Source organism: Deltaproteobacteria bacterium (assembly GCA_021737785.1).
Taxonomy (GTDB): domain Bacteria; phylum Desulfobacterota; class DSM-4660; order Desulfatiglandales; family Desulfatiglandaceae; genus AUK324.
This window is the reverse complement of record JAIPDI010000044.1, coordinates 1-23,939: the sequence shown is the minus strand read 5'-3', so window position 1 is coordinate 23,939 and position 23,939 is coordinate 1. Positions and strand designations below refer to the sequence as shown.

The 23,939-nt window shown below is 54.7% G+C and carries 31 protein-coding genes and 2 pseudogenes; 17 read left to right on the top strand and 16 right to left on the bottom strand.

Going from position 1 to position 23,939, the window contains the following annotated elements; genetic code table 11:
- Positions 1 to 91: 91 nt before the first annotated feature.
- The gene (locus tag K9N21_18540; protein ID MCF8145910.1) at positions 92 to 337 is read right to left on the bottom strand and encodes a DUF5320 domain-containing protein; all 246 of its coding nucleotides are present in this window, start codon (positions 335 to 337) and stop codon (positions 92 to 94) included.
- A gap of 19 nt (positions 338 to 356) precedes the next feature.
- Positions 357 to 695 carry a DUF134 domain-containing protein gene (locus K9N21_18535; protein MCF8145909.1) on the bottom strand — a complete coding sequence of 113 codons (339 nt, stop codon included), beginning with the start codon at positions 693 to 695 and terminating at the stop codon, positions 357 to 359.
- A gap of 467 nt (positions 696 to 1,162) precedes the next feature.
- On the opposite strand from K9N21_18535, the gene K9N21_18530 reads away from it, so the two are divergent.
- From K9N21_18530 to K9N21_18480, 11 genes and pseudogenes are all read left to right on the top strand, one after another.
- Complete coding sequence (locus K9N21_18530; GenBank protein MCF8145908.1) at positions 1,163 to 1,315, top strand: hypothetical protein; 153 nt, start codon at positions 1,163 to 1,165, stop codon at positions 1,313 to 1,315.
- Positions 1,316 to 1,481: 166 nt separating this feature from the next.
- Positions 1,482 to 1,691 carry a hypothetical protein gene (locus K9N21_18525; GenBank protein MCF8145907.1) on the top strand — a complete coding sequence of 70 codons (210 nt, stop codon included), beginning with the start codon at positions 1,482 to 1,484 and terminating at the stop codon, positions 1,689 to 1,691.
- Positions 1,691 to 1,936: a hypothetical protein gene (locus K9N21_18520; protein MCF8145906.1), complete on the top strand. Its 246-nt coding sequence runs from the start codon at positions 1,691 to 1,693 to the stop codon at positions 1,934 to 1,936. Before K9N21_18525 ends, K9N21_18520 begins: the two co-directional genes overlap by 1 nt.
- Positions 1,937 to 2,035: 99 nt before the next feature.
- Positions 2,036 to 2,346, top strand: a pseudogene (locus K9N21_18515) (DUF3368 domain-containing protein).
- Positions 2,347 to 2,531: 185 nt separating this feature from the next.
- Entirely contained in the window at positions 2,532 to 2,930 is a 399-nt protein-coding gene (locus K9N21_18510) for a hypothetical protein (GenBank protein ID MCF8145905.1), read from the top strand.
- 260 nt (positions 2,931 to 3,190) lie between these two features.
- The gene (locus tag K9N21_18505; protein ID MCF8145904.1) at positions 3,191 to 4,534 is read left to right on the top strand and encodes an ATP-binding protein; all 1,344 of its coding nucleotides are present in this window, start codon (positions 3,191 to 3,193) and stop codon (positions 4,532 to 4,534) included.
- Positions 4,535 to 4,595: 61 nt separating this feature from the next.
- On the top strand, positions 4,596 to 4,886 hold the full coding sequence (locus K9N21_18500) for a nucleotidyltransferase family protein (protein ID MCF8145903.1): 291 nt from the start codon (positions 4,596 to 4,598) through the stop codon (positions 4,884 to 4,886).
- Positions 4,883 to 5,106 (top strand): annotated as a pseudogene (locus tag K9N21_18495) (DUF2283 domain-containing protein). The gene K9N21_18500 and the pseudogene K9N21_18495 overlap by 4 nt, the downstream one beginning before the upstream one ends.
- A gap of 173 nt (positions 5,107 to 5,279) precedes the next feature.
- The gene (locus K9N21_18490) at positions 5,280 to 5,516 is read left to right on the top strand and encodes a hypothetical protein (GenBank protein MCF8145902.1); all 237 of its coding nucleotides are present in this window, start codon (positions 5,280 to 5,282) and stop codon (positions 5,514 to 5,516) included.
- A 102-nt stretch (positions 5,517 to 5,618) separates the two neighbouring features.
- On the top strand, positions 5,619 to 6,005 hold the full coding sequence (locus K9N21_18485) for a HEPN domain-containing protein (protein MCF8145901.1): 387 nt from the start codon (positions 5,619 to 5,621) through the stop codon (positions 6,003 to 6,005).
- Between the two features lie 4 nt (positions 6,006 to 6,009).
- Positions 6,010 to 6,285, top strand: coding sequence for a hypothetical protein (locus K9N21_18480; protein ID MCF8145900.1), 276 nt, complete (start codon positions 6,010 to 6,012; stop codon positions 6,283 to 6,285).
- Positions 6,286 to 6,663: 378 nt separating this feature from the next.
- Here the strand turns inward: K9N21_18480 and K9N21_18475 are convergent, their stop codons facing one another.
- Positions 6,664 to 6,981: a hypothetical protein gene (locus K9N21_18475; protein MCF8145899.1), complete on the bottom strand. Its 318-nt coding sequence runs from the start codon at positions 6,979 to 6,981 to the stop codon at positions 6,664 to 6,666.
- The gene (locus tag K9N21_18470) at positions 6,978 to 7,511 is read right to left on the bottom strand and encodes an AAA family ATPase (GenBank protein MCF8145898.1); all 534 of its coding nucleotides are present in this window, start codon (positions 7,509 to 7,511) and stop codon (positions 6,978 to 6,980) included. Before K9N21_18470 ends, K9N21_18475 begins: the two co-directional genes overlap by 4 nt.
- 633 nt (positions 7,512 to 8,144) lie before the next feature.
- On the opposite strand from K9N21_18470, the gene sixA reads away from it, so the two are divergent.
- Complete coding sequence (gene sixA / locus K9N21_18465; GenBank protein MCF8145897.1) at positions 8,145 to 8,606, top strand: phosphohistidine phosphatase SixA; 462 nt, start codon at positions 8,145 to 8,147, stop codon at positions 8,604 to 8,606.
- A 272-nt stretch (positions 8,607 to 8,878) separates the two neighbouring features.
- Positions 8,879 to 11,287: a DEAD/DEAH box helicase gene (locus K9N21_18460; GenBank protein ID MCF8145896.1), complete on the top strand. Its 2,409-nt coding sequence runs from the start codon at positions 8,879 to 8,881 to the stop codon at positions 11,285 to 11,287.
- Between the two features lie 74 nt (positions 11,288 to 11,361).
- Here K9N21_18460 and K9N21_18455 read toward each other — a convergent pair whose 3' ends face one another.
- Positions 11,362 to 12,192 (bottom strand): sulfite exporter TauE/SafE family protein, encoded by an 831-nt coding sequence (locus K9N21_18455; GenBank protein MCF8145895.1) that lies wholly within the window; start codon positions 12,190 to 12,192, stop codon positions 11,362 to 11,364.
- A gap of 9 nt (positions 12,193 to 12,201) precedes the next feature.
- Positions 12,202 to 12,585 (bottom strand): metalloregulator ArsR/SmtB family transcription factor, encoded by a 384-nt coding sequence (locus K9N21_18450; protein MCF8145894.1) that lies wholly within the window; start codon positions 12,583 to 12,585, stop codon positions 12,202 to 12,204.
- A gap of 116 nt (positions 12,586 to 12,701) precedes the next feature.
- On the opposite strand from K9N21_18450, the gene K9N21_18445 reads away from it, so the two are divergent.
- The gene (locus tag K9N21_18445; protein MCF8145893.1) at positions 12,702 to 13,148 is read left to right on the top strand and encodes a nucleotidyltransferase domain-containing protein; all 447 of its coding nucleotides are present in this window, start codon (positions 12,702 to 12,704) and stop codon (positions 13,146 to 13,148) included.
- Positions 13,141 to 13,563, top strand: a complete 423-nt coding sequence (locus K9N21_18440; GenBank protein ID MCF8145892.1) for a DUF86 domain-containing protein — start codon at positions 13,141 to 13,143, stop codon at positions 13,561 to 13,563. Before K9N21_18445 ends, K9N21_18440 begins: the two co-directional genes overlap by 8 nt.
- 264 nt (positions 13,564 to 13,827) lie before the next feature.
- Here K9N21_18440 and K9N21_18435 read toward each other — a convergent pair whose 3' ends face one another.
- The 10 genes from K9N21_18435 to K9N21_18390 form a co-directional block, all read right to left on the bottom strand.
- Positions 13,828 to 14,130 (bottom strand): hypothetical protein, encoded by a 303-nt coding sequence (locus K9N21_18435; protein ID MCF8145891.1) that lies wholly within the window; start codon positions 14,128 to 14,130, stop codon positions 13,828 to 13,830.
- 27 nt (positions 14,131 to 14,157) lie between these two features.
- Entirely contained in the window at positions 14,158 to 15,036 is an 879-nt protein-coding gene (locus K9N21_18430; GenBank protein ID MCF8145890.1) for a cytochrome c family protein, read from the bottom strand.
- 148 nt (positions 15,037 to 15,184) lie between these two features.
- On the bottom strand, positions 15,185 to 15,358 hold the full coding sequence (locus K9N21_18425; protein ID MCF8145889.1) for a hypothetical protein: 174 nt from the start codon (positions 15,356 to 15,358) through the stop codon (positions 15,185 to 15,187).
- Positions 15,348 to 15,509 carry a hypothetical protein gene (locus K9N21_18420; protein MCF8145888.1) on the bottom strand — a complete coding sequence of 54 codons (162 nt, stop codon included), beginning with the start codon at positions 15,507 to 15,509 and terminating at the stop codon, positions 15,348 to 15,350. Before K9N21_18420 ends, K9N21_18425 begins: the two co-directional genes overlap by 11 nt.
- Before the next feature lie 245 nt (positions 15,510 to 15,754).
- Positions 15,755 to 16,303: a hypothetical protein gene (locus K9N21_18415; GenBank protein ID MCF8145887.1), complete on the bottom strand. Its 549-nt coding sequence runs from the start codon at positions 16,301 to 16,303 to the stop codon at positions 15,755 to 15,757.
- A 393-nt stretch (positions 16,304 to 16,696) separates the two neighbouring features.
- Positions 16,697 to 17,449 carry a 16S rRNA (uracil(1498)-N(3))-methyltransferase gene (locus K9N21_18410; GenBank protein ID MCF8145886.1) on the bottom strand — a complete coding sequence of 251 codons (753 nt, stop codon included), beginning with the start codon at positions 17,447 to 17,449 and terminating at the stop codon, positions 16,697 to 16,699.
- Positions 17,443 to 18,354, bottom strand: a complete 912-nt coding sequence (gene prmA, locus K9N21_18405; protein MCF8145885.1) for a 50S ribosomal protein L11 methyltransferase — start codon at positions 18,352 to 18,354, stop codon at positions 17,443 to 17,445. Before prmA ends, K9N21_18410 begins: the two co-directional genes overlap by 7 nt.
- A gap of 51 nt (positions 18,355 to 18,405) precedes the next feature.
- Positions 18,406 to 18,843: a Zn-ribbon domain-containing OB-fold protein gene (locus K9N21_18400; protein ID MCF8145884.1), complete on the bottom strand. Its 438-nt coding sequence runs from the start codon at positions 18,841 to 18,843 to the stop codon at positions 18,406 to 18,408.
- A gap of 3 nt (positions 18,844 to 18,846) precedes the next feature.
- Positions 18,847 to 20,013 (bottom strand): acetyl-CoA acetyltransferase, encoded by a 1,167-nt coding sequence (locus K9N21_18395; GenBank protein ID MCF8145883.1) that lies wholly within the window; start codon positions 20,011 to 20,013, stop codon positions 18,847 to 18,849.
- A gap of 300 nt (positions 20,014 to 20,313) precedes the next feature.
- The gene (locus K9N21_18390) at positions 20,314 to 21,525 is read right to left on the bottom strand and encodes an MFS transporter (GenBank protein ID MCF8145882.1); all 1,212 of its coding nucleotides are present in this window, start codon (positions 21,523 to 21,525) and stop codon (positions 20,314 to 20,316) included.
- A 334-nt stretch (positions 21,526 to 21,859) separates the two neighbouring features.
- Here K9N21_18390 and K9N21_18385 point away from each other — a divergent pair, with 334 nt between their 5' ends.
- Both K9N21_18385 and K9N21_18380 read left to right on the top strand, forming a co-directional pair.
- Positions 21,860 to 22,765 (top strand): prenyltransferase, encoded by a 906-nt coding sequence (locus K9N21_18385; GenBank protein ID MCF8145881.1) that lies wholly within the window; start codon positions 21,860 to 21,862, stop codon positions 22,763 to 22,765.
- Positions 22,766 to 22,857: 92 nt separating this feature from the next.
- Positions 22,858 to 23,652, top strand: a complete 795-nt coding sequence (locus K9N21_18380) for a hypothetical protein (protein ID MCF8145880.1) — start codon at positions 22,858 to 22,860, stop codon at positions 23,650 to 23,652.
- Positions 23,653 to 23,939 lie beyond the last annotated feature (287 nt).

The following is a 23,939-nucleotide window of genomic DNA, read 5'->3' as shown; positions in this document are numbered from 1 at the left end:
CCCCATCTCATACCGCAGTCCTTGGTGTCTATTATCCCGCCGCAGGCCGGTTGATGACTCAGACCAACCGGTCATCGGGTGCAAGCGCGGTTTAGCGGTTCCCTCGCATAGGAAAATTTCCTCTCTGGCCGGAGGCTCTGCCGCGGCCTCTTCCAAGGCCTCGGCCCTGTCCCTGACCCCGGCCGTTACCGAGTCCCCGTCCATAACCGGTTACCGGAGTCTGGAAACCGGATGACGTGCCCGGACCCAAACCGGCCTGGGAAGGATTGCAGGGCCCTCGGCCCCGTCCTGTCATCGGGCCCATACCATTCGGGCCTGTTCCATTGAATCTTGGCATTGTGGTCACCTCCTCTCTTCTAAAATGCACCGCCTCTTCCCCTGCGGTGTCGTCCTCTTCCCCTGGGCGGCATGTCATAATGCCCGCCCTCGATTCTGAGCATTTTTCCCATAACCAGGGCGTCGGCCACTATGGCCCTCGCCTCGGCCAGGATCCTCCCGAATGTCGGACGCGAGACATTCATCATTTGCGCTGCCGTCTCCTGGTCCATCCTTTGAAGATCGACTAACCGGATGGCCTCGAGGCCCTCTATGGAAAGGGTCACTTCCTCTCGTCCCCAGGGCGGCACGCTGTTCGGAATAAAGGCGTCCACAATGGGATGTCCCTGCACAAATCTGAGTTTTCTGGGCCTCGGCATGGTTCCCTCCTGTTATGAGCGTGCGTTCATAATATAATTCCTCCTAAATCCCTGTCAAGATTTTTTTTGAGCATATGCTCATAAATATGACGTCGTCCAATGTGTAAGTTTACGTCATCGGCCGCGGGCGGAGACGCCGGCCAAGCTGAACGTCCATCTTCTCTAAGACATCCGGATATGGATCGGAGATGTTTCCGTTGACATCTGCAACATGGCGGACTATGAGAGAATAAGCAGAATTTGTTACCAACTGGCCTTTTTCAACCACAAAAGTGAAAGAGGAATGGAAATGGTCATATTCGCCCATAAACTCCGATCTCCATCTTTCGAGAGAATCGGGGTTTTGTTTTTTAATGGGGTCTGGCCATTCTGAAATAGGCGGGGTTTCTGGAAAAAGTGTGTGGTGGAGCCTCCGGCATGCCGGTTGCTTTATACAGGAATTAAGGGATAAAAGGAAAATCCAGAAGTTGAGCCTAACCGACCATCAGGCAAAATATATCTTCTACGAATTGACGCGGCGCTTTCCGCCCGACAGTGTCGAGAAGTTGACTGCCGCACTGATGGATGCGCAGGTGGATCTGAATCCGCACCAGATCGATGCCGCCCTTTTACTTCATTAGAAAACGGAAAAGGGCTATAAACAATGAATACAAATAGTTGCTTCTTCACAGCCATGAAACACTGGATCGCCCCAGCCGTGAATTCGCTCAAAATCAGCCTTGGTCCGATAGCCCAGGAATCTAATGAGCTGGACCGGAAACAGAGCCTGTCGCCGAACAAGGGTCGGTGGGACCGTATCGATCGCTCCTGGTGCTCTGCACCGCATTCCGCGCCCGGGCGGATCGCTATTCCAATTTGACGGTAAAGAAGATCCCCAGGGCCGTGCTTGCGCGGTGCGAGTGGGGGCATGACGATTACAGCCTGCGGGTGGAAAACCTGCCCCAGGCGCCGCTGCCCAAGGGTCAGATGGGATTGTTTGACGAGGAACCGGATTGATGGATGTTATTCTTTACCACTCCGATGACGGAACAGTGCAGTTGGATGTTCAGTTGGACCGTGAAACCGTCTGGTTGAATCAACGTCAAATGGCGGAACTTTTTGACAAAGACACAGACACCATCGGACTGCACGTTCGTAACATCTATAACGAAGGTGAGTTGCTCCGCAAAGGAACTACCGAGGAATCCTCGGTAGTTCAAAACAAAGTGTTCCTGAGCCTGATCAATCGCGCCAACGTGTAATGGGGGATACTGGAATGAACCGACACGTCAACGCCATATCGGGCCGTCTGAGCCTGCGGCCGGGGATTCGACGTCCCCAATCCCCAAGATTATTCCTGGATGAAAATCACGGATCCCCAAACGACGCCTTCCGAGTGGTTTGCCACGGATCTCGGCGCGGGGGAGATTGCCGCCATGTCTCTAGCTCTTGAACACCCCGATTACATCCTCTTGCTGGATGATGCGCTTGCCAGAAGAACGGCCATCGCAGCGGGACTCACGGTTTGGGGAACGTTGCGGGTCCTGCTGGAAGCCAAATCATTCGGTTTGATCGAAAGCGTCAAGCCGGTGATCCATCGTCTGGAGAAGACCGGCATGTGGGTTTCAGAGGATATCGGCGCCGCATCCTGGGGCTGGCCGGCGAATGGTAAACGAAGACTTCCTGTTTAATTCCTACCCTGACTTCCGGAATGCTGATAACGAATGATTCTTCACTGTTCATTGCGCCGCTCTCCCCGCTGACGCGGATCAGTACAACGCCTGAACAAACCAGGAAAGCGTTCAAAGATTGGCGTTATTGGGTCGGGATGGGGTATGAATTTGCTGATATATAGGGATGAACGGTGCCGATTTTGAGAGGAAAGGGCATGCCGCAAAAGAAATCCAAAAAAAACCCACAACATCCAAAAAGAAACTGCGCCGCCAGGCCCGTAGAATCGAGCCTCGCGACCTCATGGAAAAAGTGCTGAAGGAGAAGCCCCGGTTCGCGGGCAAACTGATTCGGAATCCTCCGGGCAGAAAAAAGATGTCGGAAGTCATCCTGAAATACGCTGCACCGCTGATGGAGCATGCTGAGAATGTGGAGCAGCAACACAAGGCGATCGCTATGGCCATTATCTGCTGGAATGCGTCTTTGCTTACCGGAGAAGACCGGGGTCGGATACTCGCGGAGGCCTTTGCTGGAACGGGGATATGGAGGACTCCGGCACTCAGGAAGTGCTGGAATTCATGCTGAACCGAAAGCAGGAACTGTACCCTCACAATATGAGGATGGTCGCGGATTGGATCATGAAGGATAAGGGAGATCAATTGTTTCTCGAAGTGGCAACGACGCTGCCAAAACAAGACGAGGCTGGGTGACAACTGTCAGGCTTTTGGATGAGGTTGATCCGGAAACGTGGCTCAAAGAATGGGCCGCAGAAAGAAAAAGATTTCTCCTTCCTTAAAGGTGATTTTTGGCTTTATTTATCCTTTTAAAAAGGATAATATTTGCTCATGGAAATAAATTCCCCCAACCCATTTCAGAATCGGCTCAAAGAAAAACTGGCTGAATCTCTGACTTCGTCAATTCCAGTCGGCACCCGAAGACGTATCTATGGAGCGATAGTTCTTCCCGGGAAGATTTCCGCAGTGGTAGGGATTCGCAGGGCCGGAAAAACCATGTTTGTGCATCAGGTGCAGCGTGAACTACTATCAGAGGGCATGGACCGGGAACGCATGCCGTACATCAATTTTGAGGATGAGCGGCTGGCAGGTGTAACAGCAGAGCATCTACATACGCTGGTAGAGGAATACTATCGCCGCTATCCCGGATTTCGCAACCGCGAAACCGTGTTGTGGTGCTTTGACGAGATACAGACCGTGCCGGGCTGGGAGCGGTTCGTTCGCCGACTCCTGGATTCGGAGAGGGTCGAACTGTTTGTATCCGGATCCTCCGCGGCCCTCCTCTCACGGGAGATCGCCACCGCCCTGCGTGGCCGGGCATGGGAGGTGGTCTTGCACCCTTTCAGCCTGGAAGAGGCATTGCGGCACAACGGAGAACCGATACCGGCCCAGCCCGATTTCCTGGATAACCCATCCCGTTCGTCTTTGGAAAAATCTTTTTTGGACTACCTGGTCAGGGGAGGTTTTCCAGAGATCCAGGGCCTGGACACGGCCACGCGGTATCAACTGCTGCGGGACTATGTGGATGTGGCCATGCTTCGTGATGTGGTTGAGCGGCACGCTGTGAGCAATGTGACCGGTTTGCGCTGGCTGGTGCGGCACCTGCTGAGCAATGCCGCCGGACTTTTCAGTGTGGAGAAATTCTATTGGGCGCTTAAATCTCAGGGGATCGCCATCTCCAAGGACTCTGTGCACCAGTTTCTGGGATATTTGAACGACTGTTTTCTCATTCGCACGGTGTGGATGGAGGCGGCCTCCGAAAGGCAACGCATGGTCAATCCCCGAAAGGTTTACCCGGTTGATCCAGGACTCATTCCGGTTTTCGATCGCACGGGACGTTCCAACACGGGGCACGCGCTGGAGACGGCTGTATTGGTGGAATTGGAGCGCCGAAAGGCCGAAATCACCTATGTCAAGACACCGGGAGGATTTGAAGTGGATTTCCTGGCACGATATCCTTCTGGCGAGATGGAGCTGATCCAGGTCTGCGCCGATGCAGGAGACCCGGAAACAACCCGGCGCGAACTGCGCTCGCTTGTGGAGGCGGGGAGCCTTTTCCCGAAAGCACGCAGAGTACTCCTGACGCTCACGATGGATGGCATGCCCCCTGAAACGCCGACCGGCGTGGCGGCTCAGCCTGCCTATGTCTGGATGTTAATGCCTCCGTCACGCTAATCCAGCCCATGGGCATGAATACACCTTAGAATCAGTCGTTGGGTTGATTGAGGTGACTGCAATGGACATCGAAGAACGTTTGAAAGAACATCGTGATGCGGTAATCGCCCTGGCTGCAAAGCATGGCGCCCGGGAGCCAAGGGTCTTTGGCTCGGTGGTCAGGGGTGAGGCAGGTCTGGAAAGCGACATCGATCTCCTTGTAAGAATGGATGAAGGACGAAGCCTGCTCGATCTGAGCGCCCTGGTCTTGGACCTTCAGGAGTTACTCGGTGTCAAAGTCGATGTGGTTTCTGAAGATGGACTCTATTGGCTGCTGCGGCGTCGAATACTCAAGGAGGCCAGACCATTATGAAGATAATCTGCGACGCTCAGGTGGATGTCCTTCGCAGCCTCTTCAGCAATGCAGCGATTGAGGATAGCGATGAGGAGAAAGCGGGCATCATTCTCGACTTCACAAAATCGGAAATATCGTGGGAATGGAAATCTTGGACGCATCCAAGCGGATGGAAAACCCGAGGGCAGTGGCGTATGCCGTTGCCGGATCGGATCGCCCCAGTTTAGGAATGCACTAGCGCCGGACCCTGTTAGAAACCCCTTGTAATCACTGGAAATCAGGGCAATCAATATGGGTAAGTAGGGAGTGGTGGCTGATATCTCATTGCATTTTGATCATGTGAAGGGTATCTTTAGAAGATCCACCAAATGAATCTCGCTGCCAATAGTCGTTAGAGAGGAGAGTTTCGTCATGGCGCCTTCGGTGAGTGAACAGTACATCGTCGACGAAAAGGGAAACCCGACTGCGGTTATCCTACCGATAAAGGAATACCGGAGAATGCTTTCCATCATGGACGAAGTCGAAGATCATAGAGAAAGCAGGATTCTGTCTCAATCCTCGGAATTCAAGAAGCTCGTCAAAAAAGGGTTGGATGATATTGGGGCAGGCAGGACAAGGCCCTGGAAGGAAGTCTGGGATGATCTATGATGAGAGGTATAGGACGCCAGTTACATCTTTACATTTATTTGCAATCCTGAAGGGTTATGAGGCCAGGGGAACGATTTCATACTTGTAAGGGGACTGTGAAACGTGATCGAATTTCGTTTAGAGATTGCAAGGCGTTATCTGGACGATGCGAGGATACTGTTCAAAGACAAGCGGTTCAACAGCGCTTCGTCAAGGGCCTATTATGCATCCTACCAGGCCATGTGGGCGGCCCTCGGAGAACCGGAAGAGGGAAAAGTCTGGCGGCACCTTGGCATCATCAAGCACTTCGTGGCGGGGTATTGGTTTGACCCGTCACCAAGGCGTACAGGACCTGGCTTACTGGAAGAGAAACGGCTGTTATTGAGGAGACTCTATTCGTATCGTATCAAGAGCGATTATGAAGCAAGGCCTGTTGACGAAAATCAGTTGGGCGATCTTCTGGAAACGGTGCAACAGGTTATCCAATCCATTGAGGAAAAAGCGAGGTGAGCAAATGCCGGAATTGAAAACCAGGAATAAGAGCCTGGCTGAGGCGGCTGCCAAGTTCGTAGATGCGGTTCACCGCCTCTATCCTGGCATCAATGTGAGGCCTATTGCCAGTTTTGAGGATGAAGACTTTACCTTTGAAGTGGCAGTTCCCAAGAATTTGTCTGTGGATGAGGTTCTTGAGGCGTGCCACAAGGAATGTATCAAGGTGGAGGATGAATATGATCTGTTTATCCTCCCTCACGTGATCCATGAAGGTGAACAATCCGCGAATTTGGAATGATCAGAGATTGATTTGAAACACGGGATGGACAGAAACAAGGGACATCCCCAAGGTGCAACCCTGTCTCGGAGCGGTTGGACCTCGTTGAAGAGGCTTCTTCTGGACTCGACAATGCGACCACCTCTTGCTTGATGATGCAGGCACCCCTCATCCCGGATGTCCCTCGGCCGTGAGATACCCGCCTCAGGCTTTTCGAAGCGCCCATTCCTTTGTCCAAAGCTTAGCTCTCTGCCCATGCAGATCCACCAGATATTTCTCGCCATCAATCTCTACGACGGTCCCTGTTCCGTGACTCGTTTTCACCCCTGGCCCAGACCTGATTTCCTTTGTCAGTTGCAGAGGCCAATCTAATACGCGACACAAGCCGAAATCCTGAATTCAAGGTGAGGTAAGTCGCGCCAGGGCGGGCCTGTCCCCGACCTTGAAGCGTTTCTTGCGTGGCGCGTTGGGCTCGGGGGCCTTGGGTGTCGAGGGGCCGGATCGGGTACTTGAAAAGGCACGGAATTCTGTCCGTGAACGTTTGGGCTGAGGGGCATGGGAGATCTTGGGAGGTGGGGATGGTTCATATTGCTTCATGGCCGCCTGCCACGCGGGGGTGAGAATGTCTTTGAAGTCCGGGGGGAGATAGAGGTCCTGGATTGCGCGGGTGAAGGCCACATAGGCGATGTTGGCCTCGTCGCCGAATGCGTGGGTCAAGAGGGCCTCCGGTTTCGACAGGGAAGCCGTGATGTCCGGTACCATTGCCCCAAGATCTCCCTGCCTGCCTCAACGATCCGATCCCGGTGGTCTTGAACGGACGCCTTCATTTCATCGCTGAGATGGCCGAGGTGCTCTGCCTGAAACAGGTCCATGGCCTCCTCGATCTTGGGGAACGGCGAATTCATAAAGAATTCGACCAGATCATGGCTTACCGCGGCGAGCTGCTGGGCATTCTGTCGTCCCTTGAAGGCCTGGAGCATGTCGGCGATAGTGAAGTTGCCAATCTGACCGACATTCTTGGAGAAGGCTAGGGAATGGACCGTACGGACCTCCACATTCCTTGGAAACTTTCCACGCGCCTCCTCTCTGGCCTTCCGGTTGAAGACCAGGTAAAGGATCTTCAGATCCGGATGGGCGGAGGCGATCATTTGAAGGGTGGTGGTCTTCCCGGTCCCCGCCCTTGCGTTGAGCAGAAGGACCCTCCCTGTCAAATCCAGTATGGCCTGTTGTTCTTGGGTCGGTTTCACAACGCGCTATTGGTCTCCCATAGATTTTTGTGTCTCTCACAGAGCTCACAGGGACCACAGAGTTTCTTGATCAGAATCCTTGAGAGGAGGATTCTGATCAAACCCTGACATCCCTTGATAAAGGCAATTACTCATCTGATGTGTTGTTGGGACCTATGCTGGATTACCCAATGCGATAGCTGGTTGTTTTGCCTGATTTTTCCTCTCAAAAAATCAGGCAAAGAATAATGTGTCATCTCTGCGATCTCTGCGGGCTCTAGCGAAGCGGGCGAGAGATATCCCTACGCACTACCTTGCCGGAATAACTGGAGACTATACCGCCATATCCTGTCGGTCAATCTCAAAGGACCGACTTGCTTCCTACCTGAGGGTCAATTTAATTGATATCCCATTTCAAAGGCGCTCTGACCACGGATAGAACGAATCTGACGAATGCCTGAAGAGTCGCCCATACCTTTCTCCACTAACTCCCGGATTGACATCCCGACCCTCTAATTGTAAGTACTATATGAGGAGTAACATTTGGCGGCTGGAATGTTAAGGAAACCGGGGATCTACATCTATAGTGGCCTAGGGCACTCTTCAAAAAGGATTTTCAGCGCCGCTTCATTAACCCCTCCAGGAGGTAAAATCATGGCGATTTTTCTGGTTCAACACGGCAAGAGCCTGTCCAAGGATCAGGACCCGGAGCAGGGCCTGTCGCCCCAGGGCAGGGAGGATGCAGAGCGTATTGCGGCCACGGCCCGGGGGTACGGCGTACAGGTGGGATCCATTGTGCACAGCGGCAAGAAGAGGGCCCGTGAGACCGCAGAGATCTTCGCGGCCGCCCTCAGTCCTGCGGGGGGCGTGAAACAAATGGACGGATTGAAGCCCTTAGACGATGTCGCCTCCTTTGCCGAGGGCCTGAACGCCCACACCCGTCTCATGATGGTGGGGCATCTCCCCTTCATGGAGAGACTGACGTCGTTTCTCATCACCGGCGACATGGAGCGTCCGGTCTTTAAATTCCAGAACGGCGGCATCGTCTGCCTGGATCAAGGACCTGAGGGAAAGGGCTGGATCATCAAGTGGACCCTGATGCCGGAGATAGGGTGATGTCTGGAGTGCCTGAGACGGGACGTGCCGGCGCCCGGTCTCGTCCCTCGGCTCGAAGCTGAAAGCTGAAAGTTGAAAGCGGGTTGAACTTATCCTTTGATCTTTCTGCCTTGTGCCTATTGCTTTCGAGTCGATCAAAATTCCCTTTTTTTCTGACCTAAAAATTGGAAATAAGGGAGTAAAGTGAGCTAAAGTGCCTAAAGTGCCTAAAGTGAGCTGAAGTGCCTAAAATTGGAGATATCGACCGGGAGATTGAGGCCATTGAAAGGGGACTGGCGGATTTGGATCAGCGCCGGGCCGAGGCCTTGGAGCGGCTCAAGACCCTGAGGGCGGAAAAGAACAGGTTGTGCGTGGCAGAGGCCCCTCCCGGATATGCGCCGGTGGAGGGCCAGCCATTCGTGACGAACCAGTCTTCGGAGGCGGACAAGATCCGGTTGTTCCGGGCGCTTTTCAGGGGCCGGGAGGATGTCTACCCGAGGCGGTTCGAGAGCAAAAAGACAGGGAAGAGCGGCTACCAGCCGGTGTGCCGCAATGAATGGATCAGGGGAATATGCCGGAAGCCTGCGGTCCGATGCGGCAATTGTCCCAACCAGAAATTCTCTCCGCTTACGGATGAGGTTGTCAGGAACCACCTCCTGGGCCGTGATCCTGAAAAGAAGAGTGATCGGGATTTTACCATCGGGGTGTACCCGCTCTTGCCGGATGAGACCTGCTGGTTCATCGCGTCGGACTTCGATCAAGCGGACTGGACCGCGGACGTGTTCCAGTTTGTGGAGACGTGCAGGCGGTTTGATGTGCCGGCCGCTGCGGAGCGTTCCCGATCCGGCAACGGCGGGCATGTATGGACCTTTTTCTCCGGGCCCGTGCCTGCTGCTGTGGCGCGAAAGATGTACTCTTTTATCCTGACCGAGACCATGGACCGGCGTTCGGAACTGGGCCTTCGTTCCTATGACCGGCTGTTCCCCAGTCAGGATACCCTGCCAAAGGGGGGCTTTGGAAATCTCATTGCGCTTCCGCTGCAGAAAAGGGCCCGGGAACAGGGAAACAGCCTCTTTGTGGATGATCGTTTTGAACCCCACCCGGACCAGTGGGCCTTTCTGTCGTCGATCCGGCGGATGGATCTTGATGCGGTCCGGGCCCTTGTTGACGAGGCCATGCGGCGAGGCCGCGTGGTGGGGGTGCGGATGGCGGTTACCGATGAGGAGGATGACGAGCCATGGACCCTCCCTCCCTCCAGACGGCGGGAGCGGGCGCCCATTTCCGGCCCTTTGCCGGAAGCGATCGAGCTGGTCCTGGAAAACCAGATCTACGTGGCAAAAGAGGCCCTGACAGCCCCGTTGAGAAATCGGATGATTCGCCTTGCCGCCTTTCAAAACCCTGAGTTTTACAAGGCCCAGGCCATGCGCTTCCCCACCTATGACAAGCCACATATCATCAGTTGCTGTGAGGAATTCTCCAGGCATATCGGAATCCCCCGGGGGTGTCTGGAGGAGGTCCTCGATCTGCTCCATTCCCTGAAGATTCAGACGACCGTCGTGGACAAACGCTTCGGGGGCAACCCTGTAGATCTTTCTTTTCATGGAAGGCTCAGACCTGAGCAGCAATCCGCGGCAGAGGCACTGTTGCACCACGACACCGGGGTCCTTTCCGCGTCAACAGCCTTTGGAAAGACCGTTGTGGCTGCCTATCTCATGGCGGCGAGAGGGGTAAACACCCTTGTCCTGGTGCACCGCAAGCATTTGCTGGATATGTGGGTGGATCGGCTGAGCCGGTTTCTGGGTATCGAACCTCGAGAGATCGGCCGGATCGGCGGGGGAAGGCGCGAGCCGTCGGGCCGCATCGACGTGGGGATCATTCAGAGCCTTGGCACAAAAGGGGTGGTGGATGATATTGTGGGGGAATACGGGTATCTGATGGTTGACGAGTGCCACGGGATCGCGGCCAGGAGCTTTGAACTGGTGGCCAGACAGAGCAAGGCCAGGTATGTCACCGGGCTCTCGGCCACGGTGACCCGGAAAGACGGCCACCATCCGATTATCTTCATGCAGTGCGGACCTGTCAGGTTCCGGGTGGATGACCGGAAGCAGGCGGAAAAACGGCCCTTCGGGCACAGGGTTATCCTCCGGAGGACCGGATTTATGCTGCCGAAGGTCTTGGCGGAGAGACCAGACCTGCCTATTCATGAACTCTACAAGGCCCTCATCGGAGACGAGGCCCGGAACGACATGATTATTCAGGACGTGGTGAGGACGGTTGCTCAGGGTCGATCTCCGGTCCTGCTGACGGAACGACGGGATCATCTGGAGCTTCTTGCAGGCCGGCTCGGGTCTCTTGTCAGGAACATGATCGTCCTTAAAGGCGGCATGGGCGTCAGGCAGAGGAGTGTCGCTTCGGAGGAGCTGGCCCGCATTCAGGATGGAGAAGAGAGGCTGATTATCGCCACCGGCAGGTATCTGGGCGAGGGATTCGACGATGCCCGGCTGGACACCCTCTTTCTGGCATTACCGGTTTCCTGGCGGGGGACACTGGCCCAGTACGCCGGTCGTCTCCACCGGAACCACGAAGGCAAGAGTGAAGTGATTATTTTCGATTATGCCGACCTGAATATCCCTATGCTGGCCAAGATGTATGAGCGCCGGCGTGTGGGATACAGGAATATCGGGTATGAACTGGATGTGTAGATTTTAAACGGGCACCTCCCGGACACAAATGCTGTTCGTCCGGGATTCCTCCCCTTTCAGCCCCTCTTTTCAGGCTATATCGGCAGATGAAGCCAAGTAAAGACCCCGATCATCTTGAGGCCCATGTAGAACATCACTGCAATAAAGATGTACTTGAGCTGTTTGGCCGGCAACAGGTGGGCCACCTTGGCTCCGACAATGGCCAGGGGGACACTGCACCCTGCCAGGAGGACCCACTGTAGCCAGTTGAGATACCCCGTTGAGTAGGGGGGAAGCCCCTCGACCCCAAGCCCGTTGATCAGAAAGGAGAGGGACCCGCCAAAGGCGGTGAAGATCATGAGGGCCGTCGAGGTGCCCACTGCCTGGTGCATCTTGAATTTGAGGAAATAGACCATGATGGGGATCATGAGCACGCCCCCGCCGATCCCGACAATACCCGAGACAATGCCCAGGGGGATCCCCCACAATATAAATGCGACAATGCTGTTCGATGGTTCATCGGTGATTTGGGGCGGCTTGGCTGTGAGCATCCGCAGTGCGCCGAGGATGACGGCAACGCCGAAGGCGACCGTCAGGACCTTCCCCGGAAGGTGCGAGGCGATAAGTGCCCCGAAAAAGGCGCCGACGGCCCCGGCCATGCCGAAGGTCACCCCTGCCCTCCACAGGACAGCCCCCTTCTTGTGGTGGGTCATGGCGCCGCTGAAGGCCGTGGGCAGGACTACCAGGAGGTTGGTGCCGAATGCGATGCGGATGGCAATGGTGGGATCAATGCCAATGGATGTCAAGGCCCAGAACTGGACCGGGACCATGATAAAACATCCTCCCACCCCCAACATCCCCGAGGCGAATCCTACGCCCACCCCTGTGATCAGCAGGGCAATGATTTGTGCAGCGTGGATTTCCATTTTTCCCCCCTATTTGCTTGTTTCACTTGTACAGGAGCATCTTCTCACAGATGTCCTGCACAGGTCCGCCTGTTGAATGGCAGGGAGCTTCTCCACCATTTCCCTGATCTCCGGCGTGTCTTCCAGCCAGTGTTTGAGATTTCCCAGCACTGTCGCGGCATAAGGGCTGTTATTCCCATCATCCAGCCGATAATAGGCCCACAGCCCCTCTTTTCGGCACCTCAAAAGCCCCGCCGTCTCCAGTATCTTGAGGTGCTTGGATACCGTGGGCTGGGCAACCCCCAGGGCCTCCTGAATCTCACAGACGCATAGCTCGCCATGCTGGAGCATCTTGACGATCTTGACCCGGTTGGGGTCCCGCAATGCCTTCATGACCTTAATGAAATCTTTCATGGCCATTCATCCGCTCCCTTTTCAAAGCATTTTTAAAGTTTATCTTAAACCCAAATCGTGGTATTCTTACCACATCCTGTTGGTTCACGCATCCATGATGTTGTCGGATGACAAGCATGACACTTGATAACAAAAACATAACCCTGACAGCGCCCCTGCTTTCAAAGCTGGCCCGAGTCATCGAGTCCTATCCTGAGGTCCTCTCGGGCTACCTGTTCGGCTCGACGGTCACCGGCCACGCCCGTAAGGGGAGCGACATGGACATTGCCGTGCGGCTTGTCCCGGACCTCTCCGCAGAAAAGCGCTTTCAGATACGGCTTGAACTGATTGACCGAATCGAGAAACTGGTTGATCGTGCCGTGGACGTTGTTTTGATTAACGATGTCGCACTCATTATGCTTAATCAGATATTTTCCTATGGTATACCCGTATTTATCCGGGACATCGAAGACGAAGATAACTTCAAGTTGCTGAAACAGAAAGAATATTTTGATTTTAGGCATTACCTTGAAAGAGATTTCGATCAGATGAAGTGCTATTTCGGAGCAACCGCCCATGATTGACAAGGACGTGATCCAATCGAAGTTGCGCCATCTTCAGGAGTATCTCCAAGATCTTGCCGAATACCGCGACATCACGCTGTCGAACTACACGGCCAGCAAGAAAGACCAGCGCTTCGTCGAACGCACGCTTCACCTGGCTTGCGAGTGTTGCATTGATATCGCTGCCCATCTCGTCTCACGCAAGGCGTTGCGAGTCCCGAAAGACAACAAGGATCTCTTTAGCGTCCTGCATGAAAACCGTATCATTTCGGGTCCAGTGGGGGCGGCTATGAAGAAGATGGCCCAGTTCCGGAATATCGTGGTTCACGACTATGCCCGGATTGACCCGGAAATCGTCATTGGCATTCTTGGCCACGACGTTAATGATCTGAGAAAATTCGCAGCCGAAATCCTCGATTTTCTCGCCTCTCACTAAGCCCATCGGTTTCAGGCCGGAAGTCTTTTGCCGCGCCGCGCAGCGCCCGCATTGACACGCCCTGGAAAAGCAATACATTATGAAAATTTTGGACTGTGCAATATCCACCTCATCACCCCAAGGCATTTTCTTTAAAGCTGATGCCAAATGACTATTCGATGCGATGATGCGGGGCCAGGGTCAAAGGGATGAAGATGGCCAGGGCAACCATTGCTCCGGACTGCCAGACGGCCCGCCATATGTTTCCGTCGAGTCGTTCTGTCTTCATGGTGTGCTCTCCTTGCCTGACTCAAGTTCCATGGTTTGGTGATGGATGGGATACACGTCGCCCGGGCGGGGCTGATAACTCAACTCCACAATGACCCGCACCTGGCCGATGCCCTCGGGTATGGAGGCCTCGAAGGTCTCTGTCTTCGGGGCAAAGGGCTGGATGCTCGTGTCTCGAATAATTCCGAGCTTATGCGTGGGGCCATAGACCATGGCGTTATTCAGGGAATCGGTGGACTGGGGCATGTAGACCTTGCGCTTTGCATAGAGCGTCCGGTCTGTATCGTCTTTGATGGTCACATCCAGGACCAGGCGGTTTTTGGACGGTCACCCGTCCGGAATGCGATGGCCGGCCCTGCTGGTAATTCGGGTCTCCACAAGCACGGTGGGAACCAGTTTGCCGGGGTCGATCTGGGGCCGGTAGAACATGGCCGTCACGTCCATGGGGAGGGCCTCGGCCAGCCGTCTGGACGTGTCCGTGCGATCCTTGAAGTTGGGCGGGCAGGTATGGTCGGCCTTTTCCATGTGACATTCCTGGCAGGTCTGTGTCCCTCCTGCAGGGACGTAGGCGTGGAGGTAGCTTCCATACAGCGTGGCGCACTGAACCGGATACTCGAAATCGAAAACCGGGCCCAGTCCATGACACTGACCGCACATGGCCGATTGGGTCATGACAGGGCTCTTGTGCACCTCCTTAAAACCGTCGTCAGGATGGTCCTCCACATCCGTCTTGCCATAAAGGACGTCCGCTTTCGGAAATCCGTGGACAATACCCATGTCCCGGTGACAGACCAGACAGTTGATGTTCAGCTTCTTCATGGTTGCCTGATCCTGGTTTAGGATTGCTGCAGCGATTTCGGAGGCCACTTTGTCAGAGGCATGGTCGAGATGAGGAAAATGGCACTTAAAGCAGGGGAAGTTCTTTCGCGTAGCCTCATTCGGGTTCTTGACGGCAAGGACCCCTTTCTTGAGATACCCATCCATAAAAATATCCATGATGGACCTGGCATGGTGGGATTTCTCCCACTGGGCATAGATTTCTTCGTGGCACTCTTTGCACCGAGAGGTATCGTACCATGTAAGCAGTTCTTTCAAGGATTGGGCCTGGTTATCCGAGGCGCCCAGAGGGGAGTTCATCAATAAGACGATACCGAAGAATGCGAGGCAACACACCCCTGCGAAGCACTTGCTGCGAAGCATCGCCATGCAAAAGGACTGTACAAGCTTCATCACCCTGTCTCCGTAGAGTTGCCGACCCTTTGGCATCGGTTTTTCCTGTTCACGACACCCTCCCGGCAATAGGTTGTCGGTCACCCCTGATTTCGTTCACCACCCGGTGAACATCCGGAAGGCATCACCTCCCCTTGGGGTTATTGGCGGCGCAATTGCATCCGTTGGCCTTCTTTTCCTTTTCAATCCGCTCCAGGATGGTGGAGCGGCCATGTTGCAGGAGATCGTTCCGGATGTCTTCGGTGGTATAACCGAAGCAGTAACAAATGGTTTCAGATATCGAAACACTAAGTGTCATCTTCTTGTCCTTGTAAGCCCCCCAGTTCCTCGTTCTGATAGGGAAAGGCCTCCCCGATATCCTGGTCCAGATGGGCGATGCAGTGAACCGACTCGAATCCCGGATTGCATTTGGGTCGAAAAATCTCTTTTCGATAGCCGTTCAGGAGCATGATCCCTCCATTTCAATATGGGTCAGCTTACGCCCATTTGCTTAAAGACCCGGTCAATGCCCGCTTCGCCCGGATGCCGAAGCGGGCCCTATGCCGACCTGAATTTCCCTATGCTGGCCAAGATGTTTGGGAGGCGGCGTGCGGGATACAGAAATATCGGGTATTAACTGGATGCATAGGCCCTAAACACGCACCCCCCGGACACCAGCAAAGGGTGTCCGGGGGGTGCGGCAGCATATCAGGCTTTATTTAAAAGCGTTCCAGAAACGCCACTTAAATGATTTTTCCGCGTCGGAGGGGCTCTTTCTATATTTGTTGATCGTGAATTCGCCGGTAACGGCATTGACAAAGGGATATCCTGCCGCGGCCCAGCCGACTACACCGCCGTCAAACAGGTAGACGTTCTTATAGCCGATCTTGGTCAGGAAGCCGGCGATATACTTTGCCCGATGCTTGGTGCGGCACCAGATATATATCTCCGCGTTCGGGTCGGTGATCTTCTTGGGAATCGTATACCAGTGTCCGGCCTGAACATGGTTCGTTCCCTCGATATGAAAGGCCTCAAATTCCGTATCGGTCCTCACATCGATGAGCCAGGCATTGCTTTTCCCGGCCATGACGTCTTCCCAGACCTTATGGAACTGCTCGGCATTGACGATGCGATCCTTGGGAACCAGGCTTCCAATTTCGTTGTTAAATGCCTTTTCATTAGCACCCAAATCTTGTGAAAGGGCAAAGCCCGCGGTACCGATGACAAAAACGATGGCAAGCGCCAGTACAACTAGTCTTTTCATCAAAAAAACCTCCTTTAGGAATTAGTTCAATTGTTCGAATGAATCTTCAAAACCGTTGGAATATGTACCCACCCCCTTTCCGTGTCTGAGTAAACTCCCTGGGTTGCATAAATAAACTGCAAATAACGGTGACATCTCCATCCGTAATGCTTTCGTGAAAAGCACCACTGTGACATCCCCATAATTAGGAAAAAGCAGCCATTATTATTTACCCGAGGGGAAAGTCGAGGATACCGCATCTATCGGGTCTTCGAGCTTTGCGGTGCGTTACTACAGCTTTACACGGACGCCTTGTGTCTGCAGGATCCTCGACTTTTGCAACGCTGGGATGATGAAATCAGCAATAATATATCTTTTAATCATATTTTCGTCAAGGGTCTTCTACAGAAGCTATTACTGAAAAGCCAAGTCCCCCCATTCATACTGAACAACGGCCACCATGGCCATGGCAGCGGTCTCTGCCCTCAGGATCCTGCTTCCAAGGGAGACCGAAATAAAGCCGGCCTCCTCAGCCGTTATAACCTCTTCCCTCGCAAAACCGCCTTCAGGTCCGATGATCCCTATGAATCTGTCTGTTCGGGAAGAATCCCTCAGCAGCGCTTTCAGATCCCGTTTTCCTTCGCCTTCCCACAGAATTGCTTTCAGACCGCTTTCCGTCCGCCATTTTGCTGTCAGTGCTTCAAGGCCGGACGGGGCGGCGATCAGGGGCGGGGCTATCCTTCCTGACTGCTTTGCAGCGCTCCTACCGACTTCATTCCAGTGCCTTAACCGGTGGGCGAATCTCTCCTCTTCAAGCCGGACAATGGTCCGTTGAGAAAAGAATGGAAAGATGGCATCCACACCCAGTTCGGATGTCTTCTGAATCAGATAATCCATCGGGTCGGATTTCAGCAGGGCCTGGCAGAGGATGATTTCGACAGGCGACGGGGGAAGGGAGGGGAGGGGCTTTTCCGGTCTGACCGTCACCTCTCTTCGAGTTGCCGACTGAATGACGGCCTCAAAGCGGGCGCCGCCACCGTCCATGAGCATCAATCGATCTCCCGGCGCCATCCTCAGCACCTTCACCATGTGGCGAGCCTCGGATCCTGTGATAACACATGGTCGGTCCGGTTCAATGGATGCTTCCACAAAAAAGCGCCTCAACATGCGTCCTTCTCATCCGTTCTTGCAGCGATGATGCAGGCCCACTCGCCCTGGTGCAGCGGCTCGTGCGCCTGTAGGCTATTTTCTGAGAGTGAAACAACGACCTCCCGGACCTGGTCCTTTAGAATCCCGGAAAGGATCAGCCTTCCCCCGGGGCCCATGAGACCCGGAAAAAAGGGCATCAGCCTCAGGATCTCTCCCAAGATCAGATTGGCGCAGACAAGAGAGAATTCCTTTTTTAATTCTTCAACAGGAAGGGGAGAAAGCTCGATGAGTTCGGAGGCCTTATTCAGCCGGATATTCCGCCCGGCCCAGCGGATGGCCTCCGGGTCCGTATCCAGGGCCAGGACATTTTCTGCGCCCAACTGTACCCCGTATATGGCCAGGATGCCGCTCCCGGTGCCCACGTCAAGGAGGGACCAGGGTCTCCTGAGCGGCACCCGCTCCATGGCCTCGAGGCACATCCGGGTGGTGGGGTGCTGGCCGGTCCCGAAGGCAGGGCCGGGGTCCATGCGGATGATATGCACAACATCCGTCGTCTCCGGGAGAGGTTCCCAGGCAGGGAGGATGAGGAGCCCGGGCGTCACCCGGGTTGGACGGAAAAACCGGCGCCAGGTGAGGCCCCAGTCCTGGTTTTGCACCTCTTTGAGTTGGATCACCGGGGAGGGCACGTCGGGGAGTATCTCTTTCAGATCGTGGACGTACAGCCCGATTCGGGCACTGATCTCCTCCAGGTCCGGCTGGAAGGGGAGATAGGCCTTCAATGTGCGGTCCTGGAAGTCTTCCGATACCACGCCGGTGCAGCCCATATCAAAGAGAAAGGAACTCAGCGGGTCCTGCAGGACAGGGTCTGCCTGAATGGAAATCTCCAGCCATGATGTGGGTTGGGTATTGCTCGAACGGGCCATGGCTTTTTCCCGGTCCAGGCCCCCGCCGGATGGGCAGGGGCCCAAACAGGCTCAGGCCTTTTGAAATACATAGTTTAACTGGCCGTTGGGGAGCTGGTTCACCCGGGTGGTCATCTCCATACCCACCTGGATCTCGTCCTCCGGCACATCATCGGCGATACGGCCGAACACCTTGTAATTTCCGTAATCCAACAGCGCGATGGCATAGGGGAGGTCGTCGCCGAATCCGATGGGGGCGAACTCCAGTTTGCTGTAGCTCACGAGTCTGCCTTTGCCGGAGACGTCGAACCATTCCATATCGCTGGAGAGGCAGGCATAGCAGTCGGCCCTGGGTGGGAAAAAGACCCGGCCGCACACCTTGCACCGCGTCCCCATGACCTTGCCCTGATCCAGATAGTCGATAAAGTCATTGACCTTGGTGATGGAGGTAAAGCTTACGGTTCCGAATCTCTTGAAGCGATCATCTATCTCTTTTTTCTGTTTGGCCATCTCTTACCTCCCCAAAATGCTGACGTTTCCATAAAGGCCCACGCCGCCGATGTTATGAATCAGACCGATCTCCGGATCCTTCACCTGCATATCTCCCGCCTCGCCGCGGAGCTGTAACACAATGGTCCGGATCTGGGACCCACCGGTTGCGCCGATGGGGTGGCCCTTTGAAAGAAGCCCCCCGTCCACATTCACCGGGATGCTCCCTTCTTTGTAGGTTTCCTTCGCCTTGATCAGCTCCTTACCTTCTCCGGGTTTGGCAAAGCCCAAGTTTTCGTAGGCCATCATCTCGGCAATGGTGAAGCAGTCATGGACCTCGGCCACATCGATATCCTTGGCCGTAATGCCGGCCATCTTGTAGGCCTGCTCCCCGGCCTGCTGGGCCACGGTCAACCCGGTAAAGAGATCTCTCCCCGCCAGATTCACGGCCGTGGATGCGGCTCCCAGGCCCAGGACCCATACCGGCTTTTTGGAGAACGCCCTGGCCTTTTCCTCGCTGGCAACGATCACGCAGGAGCTGCCATCCGCATTGGCACAGCAGTCCCCGACCCTGAGCGGGCTGGCCACCGGGTTGGACATGGGGCTCTCCGGGTCTGAAAACATCTCGAAGGTGACGGGCTTTCGATAGACGGCCTTTTCATTGATCTGGCCGTAAGTTGCCGCTTTTACCCGAATCCGGGCCAGGTCCTCGGGAGTGGTCCCGTAGCGTTCCATGTGGGCCCTGGCATACATGGCATAATATGCGGGCATCATGGTCCCGAAGGGGCTCTCCCACTGGATGTCGGCGCCCCGCCCCATCCTCTCCTGGGATTCCGCGGATGAGATCTCCGACATCTTCTGAAATCCGATTACGGCCACCACATCGTGCAGGCCTGACTTCACGAGTGAATAAGCCACCCGCAGCCCCATACTGCTGGATGAGCAGAGGCTCTCCAGGTAACAGGTCGGTTGGGGAACGAGCCCCAAATACTCGGCAAAGACCCCGGCCGGCGATCGCTGCTTGTCATATTCCGGGGCCGAACAGATGATGGATGCATCAATATCTTTTGCGGATATCTGCGCATCCTGCATGGCGTCCCTGAATCCCTCAAAGGCCAGTTCCCGAATAGAGCCGGGATATCCCCGCACAAAGGCGGACTGACCCACGCCGATAATTCCTACTTTCGCCATAATACCCTCCAGACTATAAGTTGAATGTGACTAAAATGAGCTGAAATTTAAAGTGTCTAAAGTGAGCTGAAATGCACAAATTGGTTAAAGTCAAGATTTTGAAATATAGAAAAAAAGCGAGTCGGGGTCAAGCGCAAAAACCGGACACGGCAATTCTCAATTTGCAAAGATGACTTTGTGAGAGCGGCTTTCCCCGCCAAAGACGGGATCTGCGACCAGCCGCAAACGTCGTGGCAAGATGCCGCTCACACAGCGGTATTGCGTCGAGACCCCTTCACAATAAGGATTGCCGAGCGACTATCAGGGACGGGGGGATTTCAGAAAGAGGGCAAGGACGGATCCGGTAAGGATGAGCCCGCCGGTCAGGGCGATCCCCAAATCAAAAAACCCGGTATCAGCCATCATCCCGATTCCGATGGGGATGGCCCCGCCTCCAAAAACAAAGGCCGCAGGGACAGTGAGCGAGACAGCCACGTTCCGTGCATCGGGGGGACCGATGGCGGAGAGGGCGGCAAATCCGGGCGGAAAAAAACATCCGGCAATAACCGGCTGGAGAAAAACGAGGGCCACGATCCAAGCGTCCGAGACCGTGCCAAGGAGTATGGTCAGCAGGCCTGTGATCAGAAATACGCCGCTGATGGTCAACTTCGGCCCGATGCGGTCACTCAGCCAGCCGGCCACAAATGCCATAAATACACTGGGAATCCGCGAGAGGGCCACCAGCATGTTGGCCCAGTTGCGGTGAAGTCCCTGATCGGCCACCAGATAGAGGGGCAGCATGGTGTAAATGCCCAGGGTCCCACAGATGCCGAAAGAGAAAAGGAGCGCCATTATCCAGAAGGAAGGTTCTGCGAAGAGGTTTTTCAGGGATCCGAAATTCGGCGCCTGTCCGGGAAACTCGCCTCCCTTTCCGAAGAGATAAAAGGCCGCAGCGGCCATAATGGAACCGATGCCCAGGAAGACGATCACGCCCCGCCATGGAAACCAGTACATGAAGGCTTCGGCCAGGAGCGGGGCCGCAACGAACCCGAGATTGGGGGCCAGCTCGTGAACCGCAATTGCCTTGCCCCAGTGCCTGGGGCCGACCAGGGAGGTGAGGGTGGCGATGCCTGAGGGGAGATAGATCCCTGCCGACAATCCGAGAAGGAATAGGGTGACGCGGACGGTCCATAAGCTGTTGCATATGGAGAGGCCCAGCAGGGCCATTCCGACCGAGAGGGCGGACAGGAGGATGGTCTTGCGGTGATTAAGACGGGAGGAAAGAAATCCCGAGCAAAGAAGTGAGATGAAATATCCGACGGAAGTCAGGAAGAAGAAGGAAGCGGCCTCTGCATGGACAAGGCCCAGATCGGTTTCAATACTCGACAACAGGGGCGCAAACACGATCCTTCCGATGAAATTCAAAAAGAAAATGGTCGTCAGAAAGAGAATGGGGGCCAGTTGTGAGACAAAAGGGACATCCTCGTCACCACGGGAGGCCGGTCTGTCACCATTTTTGCGAGTTCGATCCATGATCTGATCAATGTGCCTTTGTTTACATATGTTGTAACCGTTTACGGGTTCAGAACCCGCCCTGGCGCGACTGACCGAATTTGGACCTGTAATCCAGTTTGTTCCGGTGCAGTATGATTCGAGGCATGCACCATGATTCTCCAGGTCTGGACCAGGGGTTCCAGGGTTCAAGGCTGACACTTTTTCAGTGAAATGCCAATGCAACTCACGAGCCGCTTGAAACACTCTGGTTTTTTTGATATTGACTCCCCATTAGGCGTTGAACGCCTTGCGCCTAATGCCTTGTGCCTAACGCCTTGTGCCTATAAACTATAAAAGCGAGCTTTTTGCAACCATGAATGCATATTTGAAGGCCCTTCGATTGCCCTTTCTTGCAGGTTCCATTATTCCGGTCATCCTGGGCGCTGCACTGGCCCTCACGATAAACAGCTTTTCTATCCTACTGTTTGTCATATGCGCCGCGGGAATTGCCGGTCTCCACCTGGGCGCTAACCTGCTTAACGATTATTTTGACAACCGGGGGAGCGATCCGGTCAATGTGCACATCACCCCTTTCAGCGGCGGCAGCCGGGTGATTCAAGATGACAACCTCTCCCCCCGGGTCGTCCTCGCCATGGCCCTCTTCTGTTTTGCCGTCGGTCTCGGGGTGGGCGTTTGGCTGGTCTGGTGGGGGCGTCCTCTGGTCATTCTCTTCGGGCTTCTGGGTCTGGGGGCCGCATGGGCCTATTCCACGCCTCCCCTGCAGCTCATGTCCCGGGGGTGGGGGGAGGTGGCGATCTTTTTTGCCTTCGGGCCCCTGGTCACCCTGGGGACCTATTATGTCATGACCGAATCCCTGAGCTGGCCTGCCTTTTTCATCGGCGCGCCTCAGGGCTTCTTCATCACCGCCGTCATCTGGATCAATCAATTCCCCGACTACGAGGCGGATCGCAGGACAAACAAGAAAAACCTGGTGGTGAGATTGGGGCCGGCTCTCTCCAGATATCTATATTGCGCGATTATGCTGATGGGTTTTGTCTGTGTCTTGTTTCTGATTCCGGTGATGGGCGTTACCCGGTTGATTCTGATCTCTTTTATTGCGTTTCCCCTGGCATTCAAGGCCATGCGGATTCTGTGGCGTGAATACCTCCTGTATACAGGGATCATACCTGCTCAGGCCCTGACCATTCAGACCCTGATCGCCCATGGGCTCCTTCTTGCTGTCGGCATAATCCTGGGAGGATATATTCAGGGAGCCTGATGTAGTCGCTGCATTTTGTTCACAAAGGGGATGCCGGATCACCCCAAAAGGGGATAGGATCTCCGAGACGTTATTATTGCAGGATGCCATCTATGCAGATTAAGCAGCAACCGAATAAAAAAAGTCCCGAGCTGTCCGTCTTTACGGTGATGATCTCGCGAGGTCTGGGAAAGGTCCGGAGTTTCAGCTTTTCCTCTCGTTTTCTGTTGTGGGGGTCCGTTATTTTTGTCCTTTACATCATCGGGTCGGCCATGGGGACTTCCCTCTATTTTAGTGGCCTCAGAGATGATATGGATCAGTCCGAGCGGGTAAAGCAACTGGCGAATGAAACCGAGGAGACCCGGCGGGAACTTTATCAGGCCAGACAGCGGTTGAAGCTTCTGGAAGATACCCTCTACACGCTGCAGGGTAAGGAGAAGAAAGAGGTTGGCGCCCCAAACACAGAAGACTCACATGGGGCCTCAACCGTATCCGTATCCGAGGAAAAGGTCCGGAACAGCCCCGAAGGAGAAGCATCTCCTGAGCCTCTTGTCAGTATTCAGCGACTGAGGGTGAAAAGAAACGGCGAGAGATTTTCTGTGAATTTCAGGCTAACCAGGACAACGCCCGACGGGAGTCAACTCTGTGGGCATCTCTTTATCATTGCTGCCAATACTGCATCTCATCCGCATCGGTTCTGGACCTACCCCAAGGTGGATCTCAAGGACGGCGTCCCGGTCGACCATACCCTCGGACAAACCTTCAAGGTAAGGAACTACAGGATCATACAGCGGAGCCTCTTGATTGGTTCGGGAACCGAGTCCCCCCCTCTTTTGAGCATCCTGGCGTACGACACCACCGGAAATCTGATCCTGGACGAGGCCTTCGCCATAGACGAGACACTATGATTGGGTGGCGAGGAGGGCGCAAGCGCCGAGTGCAGAATGTACGCTGTGAACCTGTGGAGTTGTTGAGCCGTTCGGAATAGCGCCGCCAGGCGTCCAGTATCCGGCAACCTGCGATTTCAATCTTCAAGCATCTTCAATGTATTCAAGCGTAAGGCTGTCCTCCCACGGATCCGCCTTTGTGACCCTTACGGAAATTTCCTGGCCCTGGCGGAGGATCACCCCATTCTTTCGTTTTAAATCCACCATCATGAGAAAATCCGGCAGTACCACCCGGTATTTTGTTTTCA

Bases quoted from the DNA above. Each gene is read 5' to 3' on its own strand.
- K9N21_18540 (MCF8145910.1), bottom strand. From the start codon at position 337: ATGCCAAGATTCAATGGAACAGGCCCGAATGGTATGGGCCCGATGACA.
- K9N21_18535 (MCF8145909.1), bottom strand. From the start codon at position 695: ATGCCGAGGCCCAGAAAACTCAGATTTGTGCAGGGACATCCCATTGTG.
- K9N21_18520 (MCF8145906.1), top strand. From the start codon at position 1,691: ATGGATGTTATTCTTTACCACTCCGATGACGGAACAGTGCAGTTGGAT.
- K9N21_18510 (MCF8145905.1), top strand. From the start codon at position 2,532: ATGAACGGTGCCGATTTTGAGAGGAAAGGGCATGCCGCAAAAGAAATC.
- K9N21_18505 (MCF8145904.1), top strand. From the start codon at position 3,191: ATGGAAATAAATTCCCCCAACCCATTTCAGAATCGGCTCAAAGAAAAA.
- K9N21_18500 (MCF8145903.1), top strand. From the start codon at position 4,596: ATGGACATCGAAGAACGTTTGAAAGAACATCGTGATGCGGTAATCGCC.
- K9N21_18490 (MCF8145902.1), top strand. From the start codon at position 5,280: ATGGCGCCTTCGGTGAGTGAACAGTACATCGTCGACGAAAAGGGAAAC.
- K9N21_18480 (MCF8145900.1), top strand. From the start codon at position 6,010: ATGCCGGAATTGAAAACCAGGAATAAGAGCCTGGCTGAGGCGGCTGCC.
- sixA (MCF8145897.1), top strand. From the start codon at position 8,145: ATGGCGATTTTTCTGGTTCAACACGGCAAGAGCCTGTCCAAGGATCAG.
- K9N21_18455 (MCF8145895.1), bottom strand. From the start codon at position 12,192: ATGGAAATCCACGCTGCACAAATCATTGCCCTGCTGATCACAGGGGTG.
- K9N21_18450 (MCF8145894.1), bottom strand. From the start codon at position 12,585: ATGAAAGATTTCATTAAGGTCATGAAGGCATTGCGGGACCCCAACCGG.
- K9N21_18445 (MCF8145893.1), top strand. From the start codon at position 12,702: ATGACACTTGATAACAAAAACATAACCCTGACAGCGCCCCTGCTTTCA.
- K9N21_18440 (MCF8145892.1), top strand. From the start codon at position 13,141: ATGATTGACAAGGACGTGATCCAATCGAAGTTGCGCCATCTTCAGGAG.
- K9N21_18430 (MCF8145890.1), bottom strand. From the start codon at position 15,036: ATGGCGATGCTTCGCAGCAAGTGCTTCGCAGGGGTGTGTTGCCTCGCA.
- K9N21_18425 (MCF8145889.1), bottom strand. From the start codon at position 15,358: ATGACACTTAGTGTTTCGATATCTGAAACCATTTGTTACTGCTTCGGT.
- K9N21_18420 (MCF8145888.1), bottom strand. From the start codon at position 15,509: ATGCTCCTGAACGGCTATCGAAAAGAGATTTTTCGACCCAAATGCAAT.
- K9N21_18415 (MCF8145887.1), bottom strand. From the start codon at position 16,303: ATGAAAAGACTAGTTGTACTGGCGCTTGCCATCGTTTTTGTCATCGGT.
- K9N21_18410 (MCF8145886.1), bottom strand. From the start codon at position 17,449: ATGTTGAGGCGCTTTTTTGTGGAAGCATCCATTGAACCGGACCGACCA.
- prmA (MCF8145885.1), bottom strand. From the start codon at position 18,354: ATGGCCCGTTCGAGCAATACCCAACCCACATCATGGCTGGAGATTTCC.
- K9N21_18400 (MCF8145884.1), bottom strand. From the start codon at position 18,843: ATGGCCAAACAGAAAAAAGAGATAGATGATCGCTTCAAGAGATTCGGA.
- K9N21_18395 (MCF8145883.1), bottom strand. From the start codon at position 20,013: ATGGCGAAAGTAGGAATTATCGGCGTGGGTCAGTCCGCCTTTGTGCGG.
- K9N21_18390 (MCF8145882.1), bottom strand. From the start codon at position 21,525: ATGGATCGAACTCGCAAAAATGGTGACAGACCGGCCTCCCGTGGTGAC.
- K9N21_18385 (MCF8145881.1), top strand. From the start codon at position 21,860: ATGAATGCATATTTGAAGGCCCTTCGATTGCCCTTTCTTGCAGGTTCC.
- K9N21_18380 (MCF8145880.1), top strand. From the start codon at position 22,858: ATGCAGATTAAGCAGCAACCGAATAAAAAAAGTCCCGAGCTGTCCGTC.